General features: G+C 70.5%; 21 protein-coding genes and 1 pseudogene. 16 read left to right on the top strand and 6 right to left on the bottom strand.

The window, feature by feature from the left end; all coding sequences use genetic code 11:
- The first annotated feature begins 20 nt into the window (after positions 1–20).
- From aroC to C3B71_RS07665, 7 genes are all read left to right on the top strand, one after another.
- Entirely contained in the window at positions 21–1,241 is a 1,221-nt protein-coding gene (aroC, locus tag C3B71_RS07695) for a chorismate synthase (RefSeq protein WP_108967176.1), read from the top strand.
- A gap of 60 nt (positions 1,242–1,301) precedes the next feature.
- Positions 1,302–3,155, top strand: coding sequence for a 3-dehydroquinate synthase (aroB, locus tag C3B71_RS07690; RefSeq protein WP_108967174.1), 1,854 nt, complete (start codon positions 1,302–1,304; stop codon positions 3,153–3,155).
- On the top strand, positions 3,152–3,712 hold the full coding sequence (locus tag C3B71_RS07685) for a shikimate kinase (protein ID WP_108967172.1): 561 nt from the start codon (positions 3,152–3,154) through the stop codon (positions 3,710–3,712). The genes aroB and C3B71_RS07685 overlap by 4 nt, the downstream gene beginning before the upstream one ends.
- 9 nt (positions 3,713–3,721) lie before the next feature.
- Positions 3,722–4,408 carry an FMN-binding negative transcriptional regulator gene (locus C3B71_RS07680; protein WP_108967170.1) on the top strand — a complete coding sequence of 229 codons (687 nt, stop codon included), beginning with the start codon at positions 3,722–3,724 and terminating at the stop codon, positions 4,406–4,408.
- Between the two features lie 153 nt (positions 4,409–4,561).
- Complete coding sequence (gene efp / locus C3B71_RS07675) at positions 4,562–5,125, top strand: elongation factor P (RefSeq protein WP_073331984.1); 564 nt, start codon at positions 4,562–4,564, stop codon at positions 5,123–5,125.
- Positions 5,126–5,131: 6 nt separating this feature from the next.
- Positions 5,132–5,668, top strand: a complete 537-nt coding sequence (nusB, locus tag C3B71_RS07670) for a transcription antitermination factor NusB (RefSeq protein ID WP_083565877.1) — start codon at positions 5,132–5,134, stop codon at positions 5,666–5,668.
- 212 nt (positions 5,669–5,880) lie between these two features.
- A complete protein-coding gene (locus tag C3B71_RS07665; protein ID WP_108967168.1) occupies positions 5,881–6,627 on the top strand; it encodes an L-ribulose-5-phosphate 4-epimerase in 747 nt (248 codons plus the stop codon).
- 173 nt (positions 6,628–6,800) lie between these two features.
- Here C3B71_RS07665 and C3B71_RS07660 read toward each other — a convergent pair whose 3' ends face one another.
- The 5 genes from C3B71_RS07660 to C3B71_RS07640 all read right to left on the bottom strand — a co-directional run bounded on the left by C3B71_RS07660 (position 6,801) and on the right by C3B71_RS07640 (position 11,940).
- On the bottom strand, positions 6,801–8,093 hold the full coding sequence (locus tag C3B71_RS07660) for an MFS transporter (protein ID WP_108967166.1): 1,293 nt from the start codon (positions 8,091–8,093) through the stop codon (positions 6,801–6,803).
- A 190-nt stretch (positions 8,094–8,283) separates the two neighbouring features.
- Complete coding sequence (locus C3B71_RS07655; RefSeq protein WP_073331992.1) at positions 8,284–9,231, bottom strand: sugar kinase; 948 nt, start codon at positions 9,229–9,231, stop codon at positions 8,284–8,286.
- Between the two features lie 151 nt (positions 9,232–9,382).
- Complete coding sequence (locus C3B71_RS07650; RefSeq protein WP_073331994.1) at positions 9,383–10,267, bottom strand: L-ribulose-5-phosphate 3-epimerase; 885 nt, start codon at positions 10,265–10,267, stop codon at positions 9,383–9,385.
- Entirely contained in the window at positions 10,264–10,932 is a 669-nt protein-coding gene (locus C3B71_RS07645; RefSeq protein WP_108967164.1) for a 3-dehydro-L-gulonate-6-phosphate decarboxylase, read from the bottom strand. Before C3B71_RS07645 ends, C3B71_RS07650 begins: the two co-directional genes overlap by 4 nt.
- A 15-nt stretch (positions 10,933–10,947) precedes the next feature.
- Entirely contained in the window at positions 10,948–11,940 is a 993-nt protein-coding gene (locus C3B71_RS07640; protein WP_108967162.1) for a phosphotriesterase family protein, read from the bottom strand.
- A 256-nt stretch (positions 11,941–12,196) separates the two neighbouring features.
- Between C3B71_RS07640 and C3B71_RS07635 the strand changes: the two genes are divergently transcribed.
- Positions 12,197–13,159, top strand: coding sequence for a sugar-binding transcriptional regulator (locus C3B71_RS07635; RefSeq protein ID WP_108967160.1), 963 nt, complete (start codon positions 12,197–12,199; stop codon positions 13,157–13,159).
- A gap of 231 nt (positions 13,160–13,390) precedes the next feature.
- Positions 13,391–14,263 carry an SDR family oxidoreductase gene (locus tag C3B71_RS07630; protein WP_108967157.1) on the top strand — a complete coding sequence of 291 codons (873 nt, stop codon included), beginning with the start codon at positions 13,391–13,393 and terminating at the stop codon, positions 14,261–14,263.
- A 61-nt stretch (positions 14,264–14,324) separates the two neighbouring features.
- Here the strand turns inward: C3B71_RS07630 and C3B71_RS07625 are convergent, their stop codons facing one another.
- Complete coding sequence (locus C3B71_RS07625) at positions 14,325–14,705, bottom strand: hypothetical protein (RefSeq protein ID WP_108967154.1); 381 nt, start codon at positions 14,703–14,705, stop codon at positions 14,325–14,327.
- A gap of 345 nt (positions 14,706–15,050) precedes the next feature.
- Between C3B71_RS07625 and pyrR the strand changes: the two genes are divergently transcribed.
- The 7 genes and pseudogenes from pyrR (at position 15,051) to gmk (ending at position 24,066) form a co-directional block, all read left to right on the top strand.
- Positions 15,051–15,641: a bifunctional pyr operon transcriptional regulator/uracil phosphoribosyltransferase PyrR gene (gene pyrR, locus C3B71_RS07620; protein WP_108967152.1), complete on the top strand. Its 591-nt coding sequence runs from the start codon at positions 15,051–15,053 to the stop codon at positions 15,639–15,641.
- Positions 15,638–16,641: pseudogene (locus tag C3B71_RS07615) on the top strand (aspartate carbamoyltransferase catalytic subunit). The gene pyrR and the pseudogene C3B71_RS07615 overlap by 4 nt, the downstream one beginning before the upstream one ends.
- Complete coding sequence (locus tag C3B71_RS07610) at positions 16,638–17,963, top strand: dihydroorotase (protein ID WP_108967150.1); 1,326 nt, start codon at positions 16,638–16,640, stop codon at positions 17,961–17,963. The pseudogene C3B71_RS07615 and the gene C3B71_RS07610 overlap by 4 nt, the downstream one beginning before the upstream one ends.
- Positions 17,960–19,258 carry a glutamine-hydrolyzing carbamoyl-phosphate synthase small subunit gene (gene carA / locus C3B71_RS07605; protein WP_108967148.1) on the top strand — a complete coding sequence of 433 codons (1,299 nt, stop codon included), beginning with the start codon at positions 17,960–17,962 and terminating at the stop codon, positions 19,256–19,258. Before C3B71_RS07610 ends, carA begins: the two co-directional genes overlap by 4 nt.
- Positions 19,258–22,584 (top strand): carbamoyl-phosphate synthase large subunit, encoded by a 3,327-nt coding sequence (gene carB, locus C3B71_RS07600; protein ID WP_108967146.1) that lies wholly within the window; start codon positions 19,258–19,260, stop codon positions 22,582–22,584. The genes carA and carB overlap by 1 nt, the downstream gene beginning before the upstream one ends.
- Complete coding sequence (pyrF, locus tag C3B71_RS07595; protein ID WP_108967144.1) at positions 22,581–23,462, top strand: orotidine-5'-phosphate decarboxylase; 882 nt, start codon at positions 22,581–22,583, stop codon at positions 23,460–23,462. The genes carB and pyrF overlap by 4 nt, the downstream gene beginning before the upstream one ends.
- Positions 23,463–23,490: 28 nt before the next feature.
- A complete protein-coding gene (gene gmk / locus C3B71_RS07590; RefSeq protein ID WP_073332021.1) occupies positions 23,491–24,066 on the top strand; it encodes a guanylate kinase in 576 nt (191 codons plus the stop codon).
- Positions 24,067–24,140: the final 74 nt, after the last annotated feature.

The raw sequence follows: 24,140 nt of genomic DNA, 5'->3' as shown, positions 1-24,140 counted from the left end.
CGGCGTGGGATGATCACCCCATGCTTCGATGGATGACCGCCGGCGAATCCCACGGTGAGGCCCTCACCGCCATCATTGAGGGCGTGCCCGCGGGCGTGGAGATCACGAGCGAACAGATCCGCGCCGCCCTCGCCCGCCGTCGCCTGGGCCATGGGCGCGGCGCCAGGCAGAAGTTCGAGGCGGACGAACTGTCGATCCTTGGCGGCATCCGCCACGGCCGTACCCTGGGCAGCCCCATCGCCCTGCGCATCGGCAACTCCGAGTGGCCCAAGTGGTCCACCGTTATGAGCGCCGACCCGGTGCCCGAGACCGCCCTGCGCAAGCACGCCGGCACCGGCGACGAACGCGAGATCGCCCGCAATCTGCCGCTGACCCGCCCACGCCCCGGCCACGCCGACCTGCCCGGGCTGCTCAAGTACGACCTGCCCGACGCCCGCCCCGTCCTCGAACGCGCCTCTGCCCGCGAGACCGCCGCCCGGGTGGCTCTGGGAGCGGTGGCCGAGGCACTGCTGGAGCAGGTCGCCGGAATCCGCCTGGTCAGTCACGTGGTGCGCATCGGGACGGTCGCCCTGCCCGACGACGCCGCCCGCCCCACGCCCGACGACGAGGTCCGGTTGAGCGCCGACCCGGTGCGCTGCACCGACCCGGCCACCGGTGCCGCCATGGTTGCGGCCATCGACTCCGCCCGCAAGGCCGGTGACACGCTCGGCGGAGTGGTGGAGGTGATCGCCACCGGCGTACCGATCGGACTGGGCACCCATGTGCAGGCCGATCGGCGGCTGGATGCGCGCCTGGCCGGCGCCCTCATGGGCATCCAGGCGGTTAAGGGTGTGGAGATCGGGGACGGCTTCGCCGAGGCGGCCCGCCCGGGCTCCGCCGCCCACGATGAGATCCTCACCATCGACGCCGGGCGGGTGGACCGCGCCACCAACCGCGCCGGCGGCATTGAGGGCGGCATCAGCAATGGGGCACCGCTGCGGGTGCGGGCCGCCTACAAGCCCATTTCCACGGTCCCGCACGCCCTGCGCACCATTGACTTGGCCACCGGCGAGCCGGCCACCGGACTGCACCAGCGCTCCGACACCACCGCCGTCGTACCCGGCGCGGTGATCGCCGAGGCCATGGTGGCGCTGGTGCTCGCCGACGCCCTGGTGGAGAAGACCGGCGGGGATTCGGTCGCCGAGGCCCGCCGCAACCTTTCCGGCTACCTCGCCCGCGTGGCCGAACGCACCCAGTGGTGAACGCCCCGCGGCCGCCATCCAGTCTCATCGCCCGTCCCATACGCCGAAGGAGTCAATCCCATGAGCCACACGAGCCACGCCGACCGGCCGGGTCCGGCGGTGTCCGAGGGCGCCGTGGATACGGGTTTGCTGCCGCTGGTTCTGGTTGGGCTGCCCGGATCCGGCAAGACCACGGTGGCGCGACTGCTGGCCACCGCGCTGGGCGTGCAAGTCACCGACACGGACGCGGAGATTCGTCGCCGCGCCCGCATGACCATCCCGGAGATCTTCGCCGCCGAGGGTGAGGAGGGCTTCCGGGATCGGGAGACCCGCGCTCTGCGGGCCGTGCTGACCGGGGAGGCCGCCGCCCAGGGAGTCGTGGCGCTCGGCGGCGGTGGCGTCCTGCGGGAGGAGAACCGTCGCCTGCTGCGCGGGCACACCGTCGTACACCTGGCGGCCAGCCCCGCCACCGCGGCCGCACACGTCGGCGACGGCGCCGGCCGGCCGCTGGTGAACCCCGCCGGGCGGGCGGCGGACTCCGACGCCACTGCGGCCGCCCAGGATGACATCGCCGCCGATGTGCTGGCCCGCATGGAGAACCTGCATGCGCAGCGCGCCGACCTGTACCAGCGGGTCGCAACCATAACCGTGCCCACCGATGGGCTCACTCCCGAGCAGGTCGCCGCGCTCGTGCTGGTGTCTTTGGGGAGCGCTCCCTCGCGGGCCGCGGCCGCGCTGGCCCCTGTCCGCGGTGTATCCGGGCTGCGCCCCACCGCCCCGCGCCAAGTGCATGAGGGCGGTCGCACCCGCATAACCGTGCCCGGTACCGCCGCGGCCCGTCCCTACGACGTCGTGATCGGCAGCGGGCTGGCGGACGCCGTCACCCAAGCCGTAGCCACCGCCCCCGGAGGCGGCGCGGGCGGGGTGGCGATTGTCCACGCCGACGCGCTGGCCGCCTCCGCCACCGAATATGAGCGGGCGTTGAGGGCGGCCGGGCTGCGCGCCGCCCGGATCGAGGTGCCCGGAGGGGAGAGCGCCAAGCACGCGGGCGTGCTCAACCAGATCTGGGAGCAGCTGGGTGCCTTCCGCCTGGGCCGGGACGGCTGCGTCGTGGGCGTGGGCGGTGGGGCCACCACCGATCTGGCCGGCTTCGCCGCCGCCACCTGGCTGCGCGGCGTCCCCGTCGTGCAGGTGCCGACCAGCCTGCTGGCGATGGTGGATGCGGCGGTCGGCGGCAAGACCGGCATTGACACCGACGCCGGCAAGAACCTGGTGGGCGCCTTCCACCCGCCGGCCGCCGTGATCGCCGACCTGGCTGCCCTGGCCACCCTGCCCGAGGCGGAGTTGCGCGCCGGGATGGGGGAGGTCGTCAAGTGCGGGTTCATCGCTGACCCGGTCATCCTGGACCGGGTACTCGCCGCACCCGCCCCGCCGGCCGCCGACTCCCCGGTCATCGCCGAGCTGGTGGCCCGTTCGGTGGCGGTCAAGGCCGCCGTGGTGGGGGAGGACCTGACCGAGGCGGGGCTGCGGGAGATCCTCAACTACGGTCACACCTACGCCCATGCCATTGAGAAGGTCACCGACTACACCTGGCGGCACGGAGAGGCCGTCGCCGTGGGCTGCGTGTTCGCCGCCGAGGTGGCCCACCGTCTGGGCCGGCTCGACGCCGACGCGGTGTCGCTGCACCGGCGCGCCTTCACCGCGGCCGGGCTCCCAACGGCGTTCCCGCAGGGAGCGGGTTCCTTCGATGCGCTCTGCGCCGCCATGACGTCGGACAAGAAGGTGCGCGCCGGCAGGCTGCGCATGGTGCTGCTGGATGACATCGCTCAGCCGGTGCGCGGAGTGGAGCCCGACCTGGAGGTGCTGCGGGCCGCCCACGACGCGGTCACCGCCCCGTCCGCCAGCCCTGCGGCGGTTGCGGAGGGGCGCGCATGAATCCGGCGCGCGTGGTGCTGCTCGGTGCCCCCGGCGCGGGCTGCAGCAGTGTGGGTCGCGCCCTGGCGAACGCCACCGGGCTGCCGCTGTACGACGTCGGGCAGGAGACGGCCGCGGCACTGGGCACCCTGCCCGAACTCGCCCTGGTGGCCGTCCCCGAGGAGCGCTACCGGCGCGCCGAGGCGGCCACCGCACGGCAGACGCTCGGGCAGGCCGCGGCCGGCGCCGTCATCGCCCTCGGTTCAGGGTGTCTGGATGACGACGCTGTGCAGGCCGCTCTCACGCAGGCGCGTGCCGACGGGGCGCATTTGGTACACCTGACCGCCACGCCGCGGCGACTGGCCACCCGCAACGGCCTGGACGCACCGCGCTCGGTGGCGCTCGGCAACGTCTATCAGGCGTTCACGCGGATGCTGCACGAACGGGAGGCCGCCTGCGCACAGGCGGGCGGCGTCGTCGTCGACACCACCGATACCACCCCGGAGCGGGCCGCCGCGCTGGTACTGGAGCAGCTGGCCGACCGGGTGGGCTCGACCCCACGGCGGGCCGAGCCATAGGCTGAACGCATGTATGTGCCGCGGCACTTTGAACTTCCCGAGGACTACGCCACCTCCCTGCTGGACCGACCCCACGTCGGCAACCTGATCACCGTGCACGCCGACGGGCCGGCGGCCACCCTCGTGCCCTTCTACCGGGACGCGGAGCGCAATGCGCTGGTCACCCACCTGGTGCGCAACAACCCGCAGGTGCGCGAGCCGATAACGGGCCGCGGCATGGTCATCTTCGACGACGTCGACACCTATGTCTCGCCCCGCTGGTACGCCACCAACGAGGTCAAGCCGAACGTGCCCACCTGGGACTACATCACCCTGCACGTGCGGGGGCCGGTGCGTATCGATTCCAGCCCCGAGGCGGCGCTGCAGGCGGCACGCAGGCTCACCGAATTGTCCGAGCCGGACGACGTGCTCACCCCCATCGGGGAGGAGAAGTTGGAGCGGATGGCACGGGCGATCGTGGCGGTCGAGGTGGGCATCGAGCAGGTACAGGGCAAGGCGAAGATGAGCCAGAACCGGCACCCCGACGACATCCGCTCGCTCGCCGCAGAGCTGGCCCGCCAGGGGCAGGACCGCATGGCCGAATTCCTGCTGGAGGTCTCCCTGCCGTATGCCGAGCAGCGCTACGCCACGCTCGCCCGCCTGGGCGAAGTACACGCCCTGCGCGAGGACGTCAAGGACATCACCGACTTCCACTAGCCGCCCCACTCGCCGAGGTCGGTTGATATGGCGCGGCGATACGTAAGCCGTGACCGGCATGACAGGCGGCGGCCGGGGGAGTGAACGAGTGATGGCGGTAGGCTTACCCGGTCTAAGACCTCCAGCAATCCTCTAGCGAGTTAGGAACCGCACGTGGCAACGACGAACGACCTGAAGAACGGCATGGTGCTCAACCTGGAGGGCCAGCTGTGGCAGGTAGTCGAGTTCCAGCACGTCAAGCCGGGCAAGGGCCCCGCCTTCGTGCGCACCAAGATCAAGAACGTTCTGTCCGGCAAGACCGTGGACCGGACCTTCAACGCCGGCCTCAAGGTGGAGACCGCCACCGTCGACCGCCGCGACATGCAGTTCTCCTACAAGGACGGCGACGACTTCGTCTTCATGGATGTCAAGACCTACGAGCAGACCTACGTGCCCGCCGACGTGGTCGGTGACGCCGCCGACCTCATGCTTGAGGGCCAGGACGTGATCGTCGCCTTCCATGAGGAGGACGTGCTGTTCGTGGAACTGCCGGCCGCCGTCGTGCTGACCATCTCCCACACCGAGCCGGGTCTGCAGGGCGACCGCTCCTCTGCGGGCACCAAGCCGGCCACCCTGGAGACCGGTGCCGAGATCCAGGTCCCGCTGTTCCTCAACATCGGCGACAAGGTCAAGGTCGATACCCGCTCCCGCTCCTACATCTCCCGCGTCACCGACTGACCGCCGATGACCGAATCCATGCCGGTGTCGGAGTCTGACGCCGCCGAGGAACCACTGGACGACGACGGCGCACCCGCCGCTGCGAGTGGGCACCCCAAGTTCCCGGTCACCGCACGCACCAAGGCGCGGCGGCGTGCCGTGGAGGTGCTCTTCGAGGCCGACCAGCGCGGCCTGCTACAGGGCGACTCCGGGGCGCAGAACCTACGGGAGCTGGCCGCCGAGCGGGCCTTCCACTCCGCCAACCACACCGAGGCGCCCGCCTATACCCGTCAGGCGCTGGCCGGCGTCGCCGACCACTTGAGCGAGATCGATGAGACCATCGAGACCTACTCCCACGGGTGGGTGCTGAGCCGCATGCCGGCCACGGATCGGGCCATCGCGCGCTTGGCCACGTGGGAGATCGTCTGGAACGACGACGTCGATGCGCCGGTGGCCGTCGACGAGGCGATCACCCTCGCCCGCATGCTGTCGACCGATGACTCTCCGCGCTTCCTGAACGGGCTGCTGGGGCGCATCGGCGACCTGGCCGACACGCTTCGCTGAACGAGCGTCCGCATCCGCTGCACCGCCCTCGCGCCTTCCGACCGCGCCGAGAACGGCGCAGGTAAACCTGCCGAGAAGGTCGAAACGTCACCGCCCCCGCCATGCACGAACGTGCGGTGGGGGCGGTGACTGTTTGCCCCGCGGTGGGCACGATTGCCGTGACGATACAAGTTGGCCGGCGCCGGGCCGGCCCGTCACGAAGGAGTGCTCTCATGGCTGAGAAGACCGAGCGGATTGTGTTGGCTGATTTGGATGATGGTGTGCGTGGGGCGGTGGCTGATGCGCGTGAGCGGGTGGCGCGTTTGCATGGGGAGTTGATTCGGTGGGGTTTGGTGGTGTGGACGGCTGGGAATGTGTCTGAGCGGGTGAGCGTGTCTCGTCCGGATGGGAGTGTGGAGCGGACGGACTTGTTCGTGATTAAGCCGTCGGGGGTGGCGTATGAGGAGCTGACGGCGGACAACATGGTGGTGTGCACGCTGGATGGGGACAAGATCGAGGATGGGACGCCGGAGAATCTGACGCCGTCGTCGGATACGGCGGCGCATGCGTATGTGTATCGGCATATGGACCGGGTGGGTGGGGTGGTGCATACGCATTCGACGTATGCGACGGCGTGGGCGGCGCGGCGGGAGCCGGTGCCGTGTGTGTTGACGATGATGGCGGATGAGTTTGGGGGTGAGATTCCGGTGGGTCCGTTTGCCTTGATCGGGGATGATTCGATTGGGCGGGGGATTGTGGAGACCTTGTCGGGGTCGCGGTCGCCGGCGGTGTTGATGGCGAATCACGGCCCGTTCACGATCGGGGTCGATGCGCGGGCGGCGGTGAAGGCTGCGGCGATGTGTGAGGAGGTGGCGCGTACGGTGCATATCGCGCGTCAGGGGGGTGAGCCGGTGCCGATCGAGCAGGACCTGATCGACCGCCTCAACGACCGCTACCAGAACGTCTACGGCCAACACTAAGCATCCCGGCAACCAGGCCCGCGTTCGCCAACGTCGCCTGGTCGCTGAGATACGGGTTGCCCCCGGAACCCACACGGTTCCGGGGGCAACCCGTTTGTCCCGGGCTTCGGCGTCGGCCGAGCAGTTGGCGACGTCGTGGCCGTGGTCCGCGGACCGCGGCCACGACGGGGCACTCAGATGTCTTCCAGTGCAGCACCCTTCGTCTCGCGGGCGAACAGGTAGACGATGCCACCCAGGAACAGCAGCACTGCGAAGATGATGAACGGTACGAACACCACTTCCGGGCTGAGTTCGGAAGAGCCCACCAGGGCACCGACGAAGTATGGACCGACGACCTTGGCAATCGACCCAATGCCATACCCGAGGCCAAGCCCGGTGGAGCGGGCCTCCGTCGGGAACTGCTCACCGCCGAAGGCGTTGAGGATGCCGAAGGCGCCATCGCCGAACATCATGACGATGAAGATTCCGGCGAAGAACACGTAGCCTGCGTTGCCGATTTCTCCACCGGACGTGACCATCCTGGTGGAGAAGGCGGCGATCAGGGCGCCGATGGCACCAATCATGCCGCAGCCGAACATGGTCCAGCGCCGTCCGATCTTGTCGGAGATCCAGGCCGATCCCAGGCGTCCCAGCAGGTCGCCTAGCGACACGAACATGAACAGGGTTGCTACGGAGGCGGCGCTGAACTTGAAGGACTGCCCTAGCAGCGTCTGCCCCCAGGACTGCACCGTGAAGGAGCCCATGATGAAGCAGAAGGAGCCGACGGCGACCACCAGCAGCTGCTTGGGGTACTTGGAGAAGATCACCGCGTAGGACGCCGACGAGGCCTCCTTGATATCGGGCAGATCGGCCACTTGCTCCACCGGGATCTCCATGGCCCACGCGTAGGCCTCCTTGGCCTCCCGGTCACGCCCGCGGGACTGCAGGAAGCGGGGCGACTCCGGAACGATCCGCGTCCAGGCGAGCAGCACGATGGGGATGCAGCCGACGGCGATCAGTCCGCGCCAGCCGAGCGAATCGCCGAGGTACCTGGTCACCAGCCCGCCCAGGAAGATGCCGGCCGGGATGAATACGCTCGTGAGTCCGGCCAACAGGCCGCGCTGTCTGGCGGGTACGAACTCCTGCACAAAGGGCACGGAGGTGATGTTGAGGCCGCCGACGCCGAAGCCCACACCGGTGCGCAGAATGGTCAACAGAATCCAGCCGTTGACCGGGGTGAAGGCGGAGGCGGCGGTGAAGACCACCAGCACCACGATGCACCAGATGAAGGCGGTCTTACGACCGAACACATCCGCCAGTCGGCCCCAGGTAATGGAGCCGAGGACCGTGCCCAGGCCGGAGCCGGCGAGGATCACGCCGGAGTGGAATCCGGTCAGGTTCCAGCCCGGAGTCTCGATGAGGAGGTTGACGATGAAGCCGATTAGGAACATGTCGAAGAACTCCGACACGTTGCCCACGATCGCCATGCCGATCAGCGACTTCTGGTGACCGGTGAGGTGATGATTGTCGATTTGTTCAGGGCGGTCTTCCCCCGCGGCGCCGCAGGCGCCGTTGCCTGTGTACTCATTTCAATCCGATCTTGTCGATTGAGCAGACGTTTGATTAGGGACCGGCCGCCGGGCGGCTGTGCGCCGCCCGGCGGTACGGTCGATTTGCTCAGCGGACGATGTCCGAGCTCTGCAGGGTCTGCAGCTCGCCGGGACGCACGTGGGTCAGGTCGCCGTGGTGCGTCAGCGCGATCTGGGCGACCTTGGTGCCCATCTGGATGCCCTTCTCGACGTCGCCGTCGAGCCAACCGTGCAGCGTGCCGGCGACGAAGGAGTCACCTGCCCCGGGCCGGTCGATCACCGGGACGGAGTGGATCTCGAAGATGCGATCCTTCTCCGCCGTCGACAGGTAGGTACCGGCGCGGCCGTCGGTGGAGACCACCGTGGGCACGCCCATCTCCTCGCGCAGGGCGTGGCAGGCCTGCACGTCCGGCTTGTCGATGCCGAACACCACCCGGGCGTCCGTACGCGAACAGAACAGGATCGAGGACTGGCGCGCGATCGGCTCGAGGGTCTCGCGTGCCTGCTCGCCGGTCCACAGCAGGGAGCGGAAGTTGACGTCCAGGGCGACGTCCACGCCCCGCTCGACGGCGGCGTCGGCGAAGTAGCGCACCACCCGGGCGGTCTCGGGGGTGAGCGCCGCCGTGATGCCGGTGAGGAAGACGACGCGGGTGTCCAGCAGGGCATCCCAGTTGAACTCCTCCGGCGTGATGGTGCGGAAGGGCGTGTGCAGCCGGTCGTAGGTCACCTTGCCCGGCAGCGGGAACTCGCCCGGTTCGAGGAAGTACAGGGCCACCCGGCCCTCCTCCGTCATCACCGTGTGACGGATGTCCACGCCGACGGCGGAGTACTCCAGGGCGATGCGGTCGGCCAGCTCACCCTTGGGCAGCTTCGACGCCCAGGCGGTTGAGCGGCCGAGCTCGCTGAGCAGTCCGGCGACGTTGGCTTCGGAGCCGGCAGCGGTCATGCGCAGTGAGCGGGCTGTGGACAGCCGTTCGCCACGCTCACAGGTGAGGCGGATCTGCCCCTCACCGATAGTGGTCAGGTCGTACGTCATTGTTCGGTCTTTCTGGTTGACTGTGTGTGGCCGCGAATGGGCGGCGCTGCGGCTGCCTGTCTGGCTGCAGCCGTAGGGGTTCTCGAAGACGGTCAGGGGATGACGGCGTGTGTGCCGCGTGCGGCTCGCGTTGCGAGTCGTCTGATGGTGCTCAGGGCCTCTGAATGGCGATGCCGGCGCCGGCGGCCTTGCCCTCAATGAACTCGCGTGCGGCCACGCAACGGGCGACGGAGTCGGGCGCGTCGTCGTTCCACATCTCAATCATGAGCCGACCGGTCCAGTGCTGGGCGGCGAGCAGCTGGAAGGACTTGTCCCAGTCGACGATGCCGGTGCCCATCTCCACCCGCCGAGGCTCGCCGCGGCGCACATCCTTGGCGTGCATGGCCACCATGTGCCCGCGGCCCGCCTCCAACTCGACGGCGGGGTCGAGGCCCTGCTCGGCGATGTTGCCGAGGTCGGGGTAGACCTGCAGGTAGGGGGAGCCGACGGCGTCGACGAACTCCATGGCCTTGCGGATCGAGGTTACGTCGGTGCCGTCGACGTTCTCGATCCCCATCACCACCCCGAGGCGAGAGGCGAGGGGCACGGCGTCGGCCAGCAGCTGGCCGTACCAGCGTTCGGCGTCCGGGTGGGGGTCCTCGTAGTAGGCGTAATAGCCCGCGATCTGGATTACGGGCGCCCCCAGTTCGTGGCACAGTTCCAGGCCGCGGGCCATGACCTCGCGGGCCCGACGCCGTACCTCGGGGTCGGCCGAGCCCGGGCCTATGCGCCGGTGCACCGACAGGCACACCCCGCCGATGCCGGTGCCGACCGACTCGGCGGCCTCACGTACCATGCGGCACTGGCGTGGCCCCCACTCGAGGCGGGCCTCCCGCTCCGGGGACTCGTCGACCGACAGGTCCAGGAAGGAGTAGCCGGCCTGCGGCACCTGGGCGAGGAAGCCCGCCCAGTCGTCGGGGGTGGCCAGCGGGTTGCCGACCAGGGCCTTCTCGTAGATGCCCAGGCGGATACCGTCGTCGAGGGAGGTCACGCTCATGACCACACCTCGTCGATGGCGTCGCGCAGCGCAGATGCGGCGGCGGCCGGATCCTCGGCGCCGACGATCGAGCGTCCGGCGATGACGATGCCAACCCTGCGGCCCGCGAAGGCCGGCAGGTCCGCCACGCTGATGCCGCCGGTGACGGTGACCGTGAAGCCCATGTCCGCCAGCTCGTCGACCCGGTCCATGTCCTCGGCCTTCCAGGACAGGTCGCCGGCGGCCTCGCGGTCGCGGGACCGTTTGACAATGACGTGCTGGACGCCGGCGGCGCGCCAGGCGCGGGCCCGCTCCGGGTCGTACCACTCGTCGGCCAGCTCCACCTGTACCTCGCCGTCGAACTCGGCGGCGACCTTGCAGACCTGCTCGATGGTGGTCATGGAGGCGCCTGCCACGCAGGAGACCAGGTCCGCGCCGGCCTCGAAGGCGAGGCGGGCGATCTTGGCACCCGCCTCCGCGATGCGCACGTCGGCGAGGATCTGCTTGTCCGGGAACAGGGCGCGAATGTTGCGCACCGCGTGGTAGCCCTCGCACAGGATCAGGATGGTGCCGCACTCGATGACGTCGACGTACGGCGCCGCCTGCTGCAGGGGGCCCAGCGCGCTGGGCTGGTCCAGGGTGTCCAGGGCGATCTGGAGCCTGGGCGTGTTGCGGGGTTCGCTCATTTCAACTCGCCTCGCTCAGTCGGCCAGGGGCTCGAATGCGAAGAACCTGGCGGCGTTGTTCACCAGCAGGTCCTGGACGTAGTCGGGGTCGAAGCCCTCGTCGTCGATCAGGCGCGGGCAGAACACCGCCGGGTCGTAGTCGATCCCGGAGACCGAGCCGTAGGCCTTCTGGTAGGAGGCCTTGCCCGAGTCGGTGCCGAGCAGGATCTGCTTGCCGTAGCCCTTCTCACCGAGCACCTTGAGCAGGTTGACGCGGGCGTTGTCCGGCACGTACTTGATGCGGTTGGTGCCGTCCAGCTCCACGTAGGCGCCGAGCTTGGTGATCTGCTCCTGGATCCACGGGTCCCAGTTGCGCTGGATGTGGCCGATGGCGATCTTCTCCGGGGCCACACCCTGCTCGATCAGGAAGCGGGCCTGCTCGGGGCCGCAGGTGCCGGCGGTGACGTGGGTGTTGACGGGCGCGCCGGTCTCCTTAGAGGCGATGGCGACGGCCTTACCGGTCTTGACCTCCCAGTCGGTGATCTTGCCGTAGGCGGTCGCCCACTTGATGACGCCGGCGCGCACGTCGGTGCGCTTGACCAGCGGTCCCATGTAGTCATTGGCGTCCACGCCTTCGACGATGTCGGCGATCAGCAGGTCGGCGATCTCGTTGACGGTGTACTGGTTGACCCAGGACTGGCGCCACTCGAGGTAGACCTTCTGCTGGTGGAAGCCGGTGGCCTGAATGACCTGCAGGTCGGGGACCCGCTCGACGACGCGCTTCAGCTTGAGCACGCCGCGGCCGGAGGACGCCGGGCACATGTCCACGATGGTGGCGGTGGAGGCGAAGCGCTTGGAGGCGTCGACGAAGTAGCCAGCCTCCTCGACCGCCTTGTCCTCGTCGTCCAGGAGGTGGTCGGGGTCGATGTAGACCTCGCCCGCGCCGACGCGGATGAGGTGGTCGTGGGCGTTGACGACGCCGAGCGTGGACGGGTCGACGTCGCCGTGAATGGTGCGGACGATTGCCATGGGGGTTCTCCTTCGAACGGATGAGCGATGTACTGCACACCGGGCGGTATCTGTGCCGGCAGGTGCCGGCGAGAGTTGGCTGTAACCACCGGCCCTCACCGCCGCGGTGGCTTCACGCTAAGGCGGGACGACGCCACCCCCAAGGGCGTGTGCTGCACATCCGTGCATCCTTACCTCAGGGCAGGTGGCCTTCATAACCTGTTTACTTACGCCTAATTGAGGTGAAAGCTAGGTTATCTGGCTGTAAGATGCAATTATGTGCGCAAACCTGGATCGCGAACACGCGCGGCTGCTGCTGGACATCGCCCACCTGTACTGGGACAAGGACCTCAGTCAGGACGAGATCGCCGAGCGCCTGGGCTACTCGCGCTCCACGGTCTCACGCAAGCTGACCGAGGCCCGCCGAGTCGGGATCGTTCAGGTGACGGTCGCACACCCCATCGAGCGGCTGATGGCGTTGGAGGAGGAGCTCACCTCCGCCTTCGGCCTCAAACAGGCTCGCGTCACCGAGGTGTCCCGTCCGTTCGTTCCCGGCGTCACCCCCGACGTCGCCCGGGCCGCGGCGGAGCTGCTGGTTGAGCACTGCGGCCCGCGGTCGGTGATCGCGGTGTCCAACGGGCGGGCCGTGGCCGCCGTCGTGCATCAGATGCCCGAGCGCACCTGGCCCACCTCGACGGTGGTGGCGATGATCGGCTCGGCGGGGGAGTCCTACGACCTCGGCGACGGCGGCGACGTGTGCCGCAACCTGGCCATGCGGCTGGGCGGTCGCTACCGGTCGCTGACCGTGCCGCTGGTCTTCGACTCGCTGAACCTGGCGCGGGCCGTGCGCCAAGAGGACCAGGTCGCCACCACGCTGGAGTTGGCCGCCCGCAGCGACGTCGCCCTGACGGGCATCGGCGCGGTGGGGGAGTCCACCAGCCCGTTGCTGCGCAAGTGGATGACGCCGCAGGTGGTGCGCGAGTGCCGCCGGCGCGGCGCGGTTGCACACGTGTGCGGGCACCACCTGGACGCCGAGGGACGACACGTGCCCACGGCGCTGTGCGAGCGCACCCTGTGCATGGAGCCCGAGCGCCTCAAGGGGATTCCCTTCGTCGTCGGCGTGGCCGCGGGCGAGGAGAAGGTGACCGCGATCCGCGCGGCCCTGCGCGGCGGCTACCTCTCCGCGCTGGTCACCGACGAGGTCACCGCCCGCGCGGTACTCGAGGCTGCAGTCGGTTGACGCTGGGACTCTTGCCTGGCGCGCGACCGCCTACTGCGGAGGTGCATTGTCACAAATGGTGACAAACGCCAGATCCAACCGCCCGGCCCAGAATACCAACCGCATGATTTCAACGTTTCCTTGGTCGGCCTTCGGACACGTGGGCTCGTTTGTCATCATTTGTGACAGTGCTTCCGGATTCGCCTTCCCCATCAGGTGCTGGTCTCGCGGGGAGTGGGGTAGACAGGTGCCATGAGCACCACCTCCGGCCCGGACCCCTCCGCCCGCCCGCTCACGATCGCCGTCACCGGTGCCACCGGCAAGGTCGGTGGCCGTGTCGCCGAGCTGCTGCACGACGCCGGCCTGCATCAGCGCCTCCTCGTGCGCAACCCGGCTAAGGCCCCCGCCTGGGCCGACGACGTCGCCGTCGCCTCCTACGGCCAGGCCGACGCCGCCGCGCAGGCCCTGCGGGGAGTCGACCTGCTGTTCATGGTCTCCGCGGCCGAGAGCGCCGACCGCCTCGAGCAGCACAAGACCTTCATCGACGCGGCTTGCGCCGCCGGGGTACGGCACGTCGTCTACACCAGCTTCCTCGCCGCCGCCCCCGACGCCGCCTTCACCCTGGCCCGCACCCACCAGGCCACGGAGGAGCACCTGCGCCAGTCCGGCATGGCCTTCACCTTCCTGCGCGACTCCTTCTACGCCGACTTCATCCCCGATCTGGCCGTCGACGGCGTCATCGCCGGTCCGGCGGGCTCCGGACGCGTCGCCGCGGTCGCCCGCGCGGACGTAGCCCGCAGCGCCGCCGCCATCCTCACCGCCGCCGCGGCCGGTGACACCAGCCACGACGGCGCGACCTACGAACTCACCGGGCCCGAGGCCTTCACCCTGGCCGAGGCGGCGGCCACCATCACGGCCGTCACCGGCCGCCCCACCGTCTACCGGGACCAGAGCCTGGAGGAGGCCTACGCCTCCCGGCGCAGCTACGGCGTGCCCGACTGGCAGCTGGACGCCTGGGTGTCCACGTACACCGCCATTGCCTCCGGCGTCCTCGCCACCGTCACCGACGACGTCCGCGCGCTCACCGGGCGGACGCCACTCACGTTGGCCGAGGTGCTGCGCTGAGCAACTCAGCCCAAGCCGGACCCGATCTCACGCGGTGATCGACGTCGAGCGACGCGGCATCCTAGGCGTGGGCGTGCTGCCGGTCCGGGAGGTGACGGCCGGCCCTCCACTGCATCACCAGCACGACCGCTCCGAACACCGCTAGGACCAGGCTGGCCGCCCACGCCGCACCCGTCGGCGCGAACACCTGAAGCACGGCCGCCAGGCCGACCCATTTCGCCGACTGCTCGGACAGGCCCCACAGCGCGAACAACCCGCCTAGAAGCGCAACGAGCCCGAAGGGGATCAGCGTGGGCGTCCCGCCGTCGTAAATGAAGGCCACCCAGGTGCCGAACCCGGCGGAGCCGAGAACCGCAATGGTCAATGCGATGAGCATGATCCGGACGAGCAGGGATTGACGGCCCGTCTGCATGGGGCGGACGCCGGTGTGTCCAGATGTCATGGTCGGCTCCTCTGCCGGGCGGCCCGAGTCCGAGCGGCCCGAGCCTTGACTCATTGTCCGTCAAAGCGTGCGGCACGCCCAAGCGCAGGCCATCACGAACATGCGTTGCCGCCACGATCACGCGTTTTGGAGGTTTGCACGTGCCCAGCACCCGCAAACCTCCAAAACGCGTGTATCAGGGGAGAACTCGTGTGCGCGGTGTCGGCCCGGCGCGCCGCACTCGCCGGTGCGGCCGACGTTCACCGGGTGGACGCCGGCCGCACCGGCCCAGGCGCTGCGCTAACATCGCTCCGAACGACATCCTTGAAGCCCGTCCAGTGAGGCGGAGAAGGAGGTCCACGCACCGTGGCCGCAGCACAGTCCACCGGGAAGCAGATCCTCGGCGCCGCCGAGATCCAGCGCTCCCTCGTCCGCATCGCCCACGAGATCCTCGAGCGCAATCGCGGCAGCGACAACCTCATGGTCCTTGGTATCCCATCCGGAGGCGTGCCCCTGGCCCAGCGCCTGGCCGCAGCCCTGGAGGTCGCCGCCAAGGAGGACGACGACCCCGCCGGCGCCCCACCGGTCGGCACCCTGGACATCACCATGTACCGCGACGACCTCGGCCGGCACCCGATCCGCGTGCCCCAGCCCACCCGCATCCCGGGGGAGAGCCTCGAGGGCCGCACCGTCATCCTGGTCGACGACGTGCTCTTCTCCGGCCGCACGATCCGCGCCGCCCTGGACGCCCTGGGAGCCATCGGCCGCGCCGACGCCGTGCAACTGGCCGTGCTGGTCGACCGCGGCCACCGCGAGCTGCCCATCCGCGCCGACTACGTGGGCAAGAACCTACCCACCTCCCGCAACGAGAAGGTGGTCGTGTCCCTGACGGAACTCGGCGCCGCCGCCGACGCCGTCACCATCGTCGATGCCGCGACCCAGGAGGCCACCCGATGAAGCACCTGCTGTCCGCCAAGGACCTGTCCCACGACGAGGCGGTGATGGTGCTCGACACCGCCGAGGCCATGGCCGCCACCCAGCGTCACGCCGTCAAGAAACTGCCCACCCTGCGCGGCAAGACCGTGGTGAACCTCTTCTTCGAGGACTCCACCCGCACCCGGCTGTCCTTCGAGGCCGCCGCCAAGCGGCTGAGCGCCGACGTCATCAACTTCTCCGCCAAGGGCTCCTCCGTGTCCAAGGGGGAGTCGCTGAAGGACACCGCCCAGACCATCATGGCCATGGGCGCAGACGCCGTGGTGGTGCGTCACTCCGCCTGCGGCGCCGCCCACCTGCTCGCCCACGCCGGCTGGATCGACGTGCCCGTGCTCAACGCCGGCGACGGCACCCACCAGCACCCCACCCAGGCACTGCTGGACGCTATGACCCTGCGCCGCTGGTACACCCCCGGCGGGCCGGCCTCCGGCTCCGCCCGCGCCGGCGACGGCAGCCCCGCCCCCGCGGCCGCGACCTTGAAGGCGCCCGCGTCATCATCGTCGGCGACGTGCTGCACTCGCGCGTGGCCCGCTCCAACGTCGACCTGCTCACCACCCTGGGCGCCCACGTCACCATGGTGGCCCCACCCACCCTGCTGCCGGTGGGCATGGATGACTGGCCCTGCGACGTGTCCTACGACTTCGACGCCGCCATCGCCGCCGTCGAGCCCGACGCCGTGATGATGCTGCGCGTACAGCGCGAGCGCATGAGCGCCGCCGGCGGCGGCTACTTCCCCAGCCCCGGGGAGTACTCCCGCGGCTACGGGCTCGGCGCGGTGCGCCGCGCCGCCATGCCCGAGCACGCCATCGTCATGCACCCCGGGCCCATGAACCGCGGCCTGGAGATCACCGCCGACGCCGCCGACGACCCCCGCTCGCGCGTGGTCGAGCAGGTTGGCAACGGCGTCTCCGTGCGCATGGCCGCCCTCTACCTGCTCCTCGCCGACGAAGGGAACCAGCTGTGACCGCCCACCTCCTGCCCGGGGTCCGCCCCTACGGCGAGGACCCCACCGACGTCCTCGTCATCGACGAAACGATCGCCGCCATCGGCCCCGACGCCGTCGCCCAGGCGCCCACCGATACCCACCGCCACGACGACCTGGCCGGCCTGGTGCTGCTGCCCGGGCTCGTGGACATCCACACCCACCTGCGCCAGCCCGGCGGAGAGAGCGCCGAAACCGTCTACACCGGCACCCGCGCCGCCGCCGTCGGCGGCTACACCGCCGTGTTCGCCATGGCCAACACCACCCCCGTGCAGGACAACGCCGGCGTGGTCGAGCAGGTGCTGCGCCTGGGCAACGAGGCCGGCTGGGTGGACGTCCACCCCGTCGGCGCCGTCTCGGAGGGACTGAAGGGCGAGCACCTGTCCCAGATGGGCGCCATGGCCCACTCCGCCGCCCGCGTGCGCGTCTTCTCCGACGACGGCAAGTGCGTATCCGACCCGGTGCTCATGCGCCGCGCCCTGGAATACGCCAAGTCCTTCGACGGCGTGATCGCGCAGCACTCCCAGGACCCCCGCCTGACCGAGGGCTCCCAGATGCACGAGGGTCGCGTCTCCGCCGAGCTCGGCCTGGCCGGCTGGCCCGCCGTCGCCGAGGAGTCGATCATCGCCCGCGACGTCCTGCTGGCGGGGCATGTCGGTTCTCGTCTGCATGTGTGTCACCTGTCCACCGCCGGCAGCGTGGAGATCATCCGCTGGGCCAAGGCCCGCGGCATCGACGTCACCGCCGAGGCCACCCCCCATCACCTGCTGCTCACCGACGAGAAGGCGCGCACCTACTCGCCGCTGTACAAGGTGAACCCGCCGCTGCGCACCGCCGAGGACGTGGAGGCCGTCCGGGCGGCGCTCGCCGATGGCACCATTGACGTGGTCGGCACCGATCACGCCCCCCACCCGCGCGAGTCCAAGGACTGCGAGTGGCAGGCCGGCGCCTTCGGCATGACCGGCCTGGAGACCGCGCTGCCGATCATCATCGCCACCATGGTCGAGCCGGGCCGTATGACCTGGCGCGACGTGGCCCGGGTGCTGTCCGAGGCGCCCGCCCGCATCGGCCGCCTGGACGACCAGGGTCGTCCACTGGCCGTCGGCGAGCCCGGTAACCTGACGGTGGTCGACCCGAGCGTGCGCCGCGTGGTGGACCCGGACGCCCAGTGGACCCGTTCCAGCAACACCCCCTACGCCGGCATGGAACTGCCCGGACAGGTCATGGCCACCTTCCTGCATGGCCGCCCGACCGTGCTGGCCGGCCGGCCCGTCGAGCAGACCGAACCGAAGGAGCATGCATGAGCGCCCCCAACCCCGCGACCCCGGCAGCGTACGGCGGCTTCACCAGCCCCGCCCTGCCCGCCGGCGCGCCGATCGAGCGCACCCCGGCGCTGCTGGTCCTGGAGGACGGCTACACCCTGGTGGGCCGCTCCTACGGAGCCACCGGCTCCACGGTCGCCGAGATCGTCTTCAACACCGGCATGACCGGCTACCAGGAGACCCTCACCGACCCCTCCTACCACCGGCAGATCGTGGTCATGACCACCCCGCACATCGGCAACACGGGCGTCAACGACGAGGACGGCGAATCCGACCGCATCTGGGTAGCCGGATTCGTGGTACGCGACCCCGCCCGCCGCGCCTCCTCCTGGCGGGCCCGCCGCGAACTCGAGTCCGACCTGGTCACCTACGGCGTGGTCGGCATCTGCGAGGTGGACACCCGGGCCCTGACCCGTCACCTGCGCGAACGGGGCGCCATGCGCGCCGGCATCTTCTCCGGCGATGCCCTGCCCGACGGCTTCGCCGAGCACCCCAGTTCCGCCCCCTCCGAGGCGGCCCTGGAGGCCTGCCTGAGCGCCGTGCGCGCCGCCCCGGCCATGGCCGGCCAGGCGCTCGCCGCCGAGGTGACCACCACCGAGGCCTACGTGGTTGAGCCCCGCGGCGAGTTCGCCGGCCAGGAGCCGGTCGCCGTAGTCGCCGCCATCGACCTGGGCATCAAGGCCCGCACCCCCTGGCAGCTGGCCGAGCGCGGTGTGCGCGTGCACGTGCTGCCGCAGTCCACCACCCTGGAGCAGCTACGCGCCCTGCAACCCGATGGCGTCTTCTTCTCCAACGGCCCCGGCGATCCCGGCACCGCCGATAAGGAGGTGGCCCTGCTGCGCGGCGTCCTGGACGCGCGCATCCCCTTCTTCGGCATCTGCCTGGGTAACCAGATCTTCGGCAGGGCGCTCGGCTACGGCACCTACAAGCTCGGCTACGGGCACCGCGGCGTCAACCAGCCGGTCCTGGACCGCGCCACCGGCCGTGTGGAGATCACCTCCCACAACCACGGCTTCGCCGTCGACGCCCCCACCGACGGCCCCTCCACCGCCCCCTTCGACTCCGGGCGCTACGGCCGCGTCGAGGTCAGCTACATCGACCTCAACGACGGCGTGGTCGAGGGCCTGCGCGCCCTGGACCTGCCCGCCTTCTCCGTCCAGTTCCACCCCGAGGCCGCCGCCGGCCCACACGACGGCGAGCACCTGTTCGACCGCTTCATACGCATGATGCACGAGCACCGCGTCGCCGCCGACACCGACACCGAGGAGAACGCCTGATGCCCCGCCGTACCGACATCTCCTCCGTTCTGGTCATCGGCTCCGGCCCGATCGTCATCGGCCAGGCCTGCGAGTTCGACTACTCCGGCACCCAGGCCTGCCGGGTGCTGCGCGCCGAGGGCGTACGCGTCATCCTGGTCAACTCCAACCCGGCCACGATCATGACCGACCCGGACATGGCCGACGCCACCTACGTCGAACCCATCACCCCGGAGGTCATCGAGGCCATCATCGCCAAGGAGCGTCCCGACGCGCTGCTGCCCACGCTCGGCGGCCAGACCGCCCTGAACACCGCCATGAGCCTGGTGGAGTCCGGCGTGCTGGACAGGTACGGCGTGGAGCTGATCGGCGCCCGTGCCGACGCCATCAACGCCGGCGAGGACCGGGAAGAGTTCAAGCGCGTGGTCGAGCGCTGCGGCGCCGAGGTCGCCCGCAGCGTCATCGCCCACACCATGGAGGAGTGCCACGCCGGAGTGGAGGCGCTCGGCGGCTACCCCGTGGTGGTACGCCCCTCCTTCACCATGGGCGGGCTCGGGTCCGGCTTCGCCTACAACGCCGAGGACCTCGAGCGCATCGCCGGGCAGGGCCTGGCCGACTCCCGCACCACCGAGGTGCTGCTGGAGGAGTCCATCCTCGGCTGGAAGGAGATCGAGCTGGAGGTCATGCGCGACCAAGTCGACAACTGCGTGATGGTCTGCTCCATCGAGAACGTCGACCCCGTGGGCGTGCACACCGGCGACTCCATCACCATCGCCCCGGCTCTGACCCTGACGGACCGGGAACTGCAGCAGCTGCGAGACATCGCCTTCGCCGTCATCCGGGAGGTGGGCGTGGACACCGGCGGCTGCAACATCCAGTTCGCCGTCCACCCCAACACCGGCCGCGTGATCGTCATCGAGATGAACCCGCGCGTGTCCCGCTCCTCCGCGCTGGCCTCCAAGGCCACTGGCTTCCCCATCGCCAAGATCGCCGCCCGCCTGGCCATCGGCTACACGCTGGACGAGATCCCCAACGACATCACCGGCTCCACCCCGGCGTCCTTTGAGCCGGCGGTCGACTACGTGGTGGTCAAGGTGCCGCGCTTCGCCTTCGAGAAGTTCCGCGGCGCCGACCCCACCCTGACCACCACCATGAAGTCGGTGGGGGAGGCCATGGCCCTGGGCCGCTGCTACACCGAGGCCCTGCAAAAGGCCATGCGCTCCATCGACAAGTCCGGCTCGGTGTTCCACTGGGACGGCCCCGCCCCCACCCCCGAGCAGCTGCCCGAGCTCATCGAGTCGCTGCGCACCCCCACCGAGCACCGCCTGGTGGACCTGCAGCAGGCGATCCGCGGCGGCGCCACCATGGAGGCCCTGTTCGAGGCCACCGCGATCGACCCCTGGTTCCTGGACCAGATGTTCCTGCTGCAGGAGATCGCCGAGGAGATGTGCGCGGCACCGGCACTGACCGCCGAGCTGCTTCGGCGGGCCAAGCGGCATGGCTTCTCCGACGCGCAGATCGCCTCCCTGCGCGGTATCGGGGAGGAGACGGTGCGCGAGGTGCGTCACGCTTTCGGGCTGCGACCGGTGTACAAGACGGTGGACACGTGCGCCGCCGAGTTCGCCGCCAACACCCCCTACCTGTACTCCACCTACGACCAGAGCACGGAGGTCGCCCCCCGCGAACGGGAGGCCGTGATCATCCTGGGCGCCGGCCCCAACCGGATCGGCCAGGGCATCGAGTTCGACTACTCCTGCGTGCACGCCACCATGGCCCTGTCCGCGCGCTACGACACGGTCATGGTCAACTGCAACCCGGAGACCGTCTCCACCGACTACGACATCTCCGACCGCCTGTACTTCGAGCCGCTGACCTTCGAGGACGTCATGGAGGTCTACGAGGCGGAGCTGGCGGCCGGCCCGGTGGCCGGCATGATCGTCCAGCTGGGCGGACAGACCCCCCTGTCGCTGGCGGCCCGGCTGAAGGCGGCGGGCGTGCCCATCCTGGGCACCACCCCGGAGGCGATCGACGCCGCCGAGGACCGGGAGGTCTTCGGCGTGGTGCTGGAGCGGGCCGGCCTGCCGGCGCCCGCCCACGGTACTGCCCTGAGCGACGAGCAGACCCTGGCCGTGGCCGCGGAGATCGGTTTCCCGGTGCTGGTGCGACCCAGCTATGTGCTGGGCGGGCGCGGCATGGAGATCGTCTACGACCGCGATGGCCTGGTCGACTACCTCTCCCGTGCCTCCGCGGAGGCCGGCGGCGCCTACGCCAACGGCCCCCTGCTGATCGACCGCTTCCTCGACGACGCCATCGAGATCGACGTCGATGCCCTCTACGACGGCACCGAGCTGTTCCTCGGTGGCGTCATGGAGCACATCGAGGAGGCCGGCATCCACTCCGGCGACTCCGCCTGCGTGCTGCCCCCCATGTCCCTGTCCGACACGGAGATCGCCCGCATCCGTCGCTCCACCGAGGCCATCGCGGCCGGGGTGGGGGTGCGCGGGCTGATCAACATCCAGTACGCCCTGGTCTCCGACACCCTGTACGTGATCGAGGCCAACCCGCGCGCCTCCCGCACCGTGCCCTTCGTGTCCAAGGCGACCGGCGTGCAGCTGGCCAAGGCCGCCGCCCTGCTCATGGCCGGCGAGTCGATCGCCTCCCTGAAGGCCTCCGGCCACCTGCCCGCCCACGACGCCGCGATCACCGACCCGCTGGACCCGATCGCCGTGAAGGAGGCGGTGCTGCCGTTCAAGCGGTTCCGCACCCCGGCGGGCCGGGTGGTGGACACCGTGCTGGGCCCGGAGATGCGCTCCACCGGCGAGGTCATGGGCTTCGACGTCGACTTCCCGCGCGCCTTCGCCAAGTCGCAGGACGGCGCCTACGGCGGCCTACCCAGTGAGGGCGCCCTGTTCGTGTCCGTCGCCGACCGGGACAAGCGCGCCATCGTGCTGCCCGTCGCCCGCCTGGCCGAATTGGGGTTCACCATCTACGCCACCGCCGGCACCGCCCAGGTGCTGCGCCGCAACGGCATCAGCGCCACGCCCGTGCGCAAGGTGAGCCAGGGCCAGGGCGCCCACGGCGAGCAGACGATCGTCGGCCTGATCGAGTCCGGCGCCATCGACATGGTGATCAACACCCCCAAGGGCCAGGGCGCCCGCGCCGACGGCTACTCCATCCGTGCCGCCACCACCAGCGCCGACAAGCCGATCATCACCACCGTGCAGGAGCTGCAGGCGGCGGTGCAGGCGCTGGAGGCACAGCTGGCGGGCCCCTTCCGGGTGCGCAGCCTGCAGCAGCACGACGCCGACCGGTCCCGGCGCCGCGACGCCGCGAAGGTGGACGCATGAGCGCGCAGCCCCCCGCCGCCGGGCGGCTGCCCTTCGGCGTGCGTCTGGCCGCCGCCATGGATGCCCACGGCCCGCTGTGTGTGGGCATCGACCCGCACGCCGCCCTGCTGGACGCCTGGGGTCTGCCGGACACGCCCGCCGGACTGCGGGACTTCTCCCTGCGCGTGGTGGAGGCCCTGGCCGGGCGGGTGGCGGCCGTCAAGCCGCAGTCGGCCTTCTTCGAACGGCACGGCTCGGCGGGGATCGCCGTCCTGGAGGAGGTGCTCGCCGCCCTGCGACGGGCGGGCACGCCCGCCATCCTGGACGTCAAGCGCGGGGACATCGGCTCCACCATGGCCGGGTACGCCCAGGCCTACCTGGCGGACGGGGCCCCGCTGGCCGCCGACGCGATCACCGTCTCCCCGTACCTGGGCTACGGCTCGCTGACGCCCGCGCTTCAGGCGGCCGCGGCGACCGGGCGGGGCGTGTTCGTGCTGGCGCTGACCTCCAACCCGGAGGGTGCGGCCGTGCAGCACGCCCGCACCGCCTCGGGGCGGGCGGTGGCCGCCGAGGTGGTCGCCGGCGCGGCCGCCTCCAACGCGGCCGCCCGTGCCGCCGGTGAGCTCGGCAGCGTGGGCCTGGTGGTCGGCGCCACCGTGGGCGACGCCGTGCGCGAGTTGGACCTGGACCTGCTGGCCGCGGGCGGCCCGTTACTGGCGCCCGGCGTGGGGGCGCAGGGGGCCGGCGCGCCCGAGTTGCAGGCGGTCTTCGGACCCGCCCGGGCCCATGTGTTGGCCTCGTCTTCCCGCGGCGTGCTGGGTGCCGGCCCCGACCCCGTGCAACTGCGCCGGGCCGCGGCCCGGGCGGCCGCCGAGGCCGCGGCCGCCCTGCGCGCGTGAAGGGCGCAGAAGAAGGCATGATGTGCCCATGACCGCAGCCCAGGTGCCGCCCGCCCGCCTCACCGTCATCGCCGGGCCGACCGCCGTGGGGAAGGGCACGCTCGTCGCCGAGTTGCGGCGTCGCCACCCCGACCTGTTCGTCTCGGTGTCCGCCACCACCCGCGCCCCCCGACCCGGTGAGCGCGACGGCGTGCACTACCACTTCGTCTCCGATGCGGAATTCGACCGCCTGGTGGCGGCCGGCGAAATGTTGGAGTGGGCGCTGGTGCACGGCACCCACCGCTATGGCACCCCCCGCCGCCCGGTGCAGGAGCAGCTCGACGCCGGCCGCCCCGCCCTGCTGGAGATCGACCTGGCCGGCGCCCGGCAGGTGCGCGCCTCCATGCCGCAGGCACAGCTGATCTTCATCGCCCCGCCCAGCTGGGAGGAGTTGGTCTCCCGCCTGGCCGGGCGCGGCACCGAGGACCCGGCCGAGCGCGCTCGCCGGCTGGAAACCGCCCGAGTGGAGTTGGCCGCCGCCGACGAGTTCGACCGCACCATTGTCAACGACACCGTGGCACGTGCCACGGATGAGCTGGAGGACGTGCTCGGGCTGAGCCGCTAGACTAGGGTGCTTGCGGTGCGGTGATGCGCCGGGTGTGCACGCATCCGGCCAGGCTCGCACCCGATCCGGTACCA

The organism is Actinomyces sp. Z16, from assembly GCF_003111765.1.
Classification (GTDB): domain Bacteria; phylum Actinomycetota; class Actinomycetes; order Actinomycetales; family Actinomycetaceae; genus Actinomyces; species Actinomyces glycerinitolerans.
Note: the sequence above shows the minus strand (reverse complement) of the source record. Positions and strands in the feature narration are given on the sequence as shown.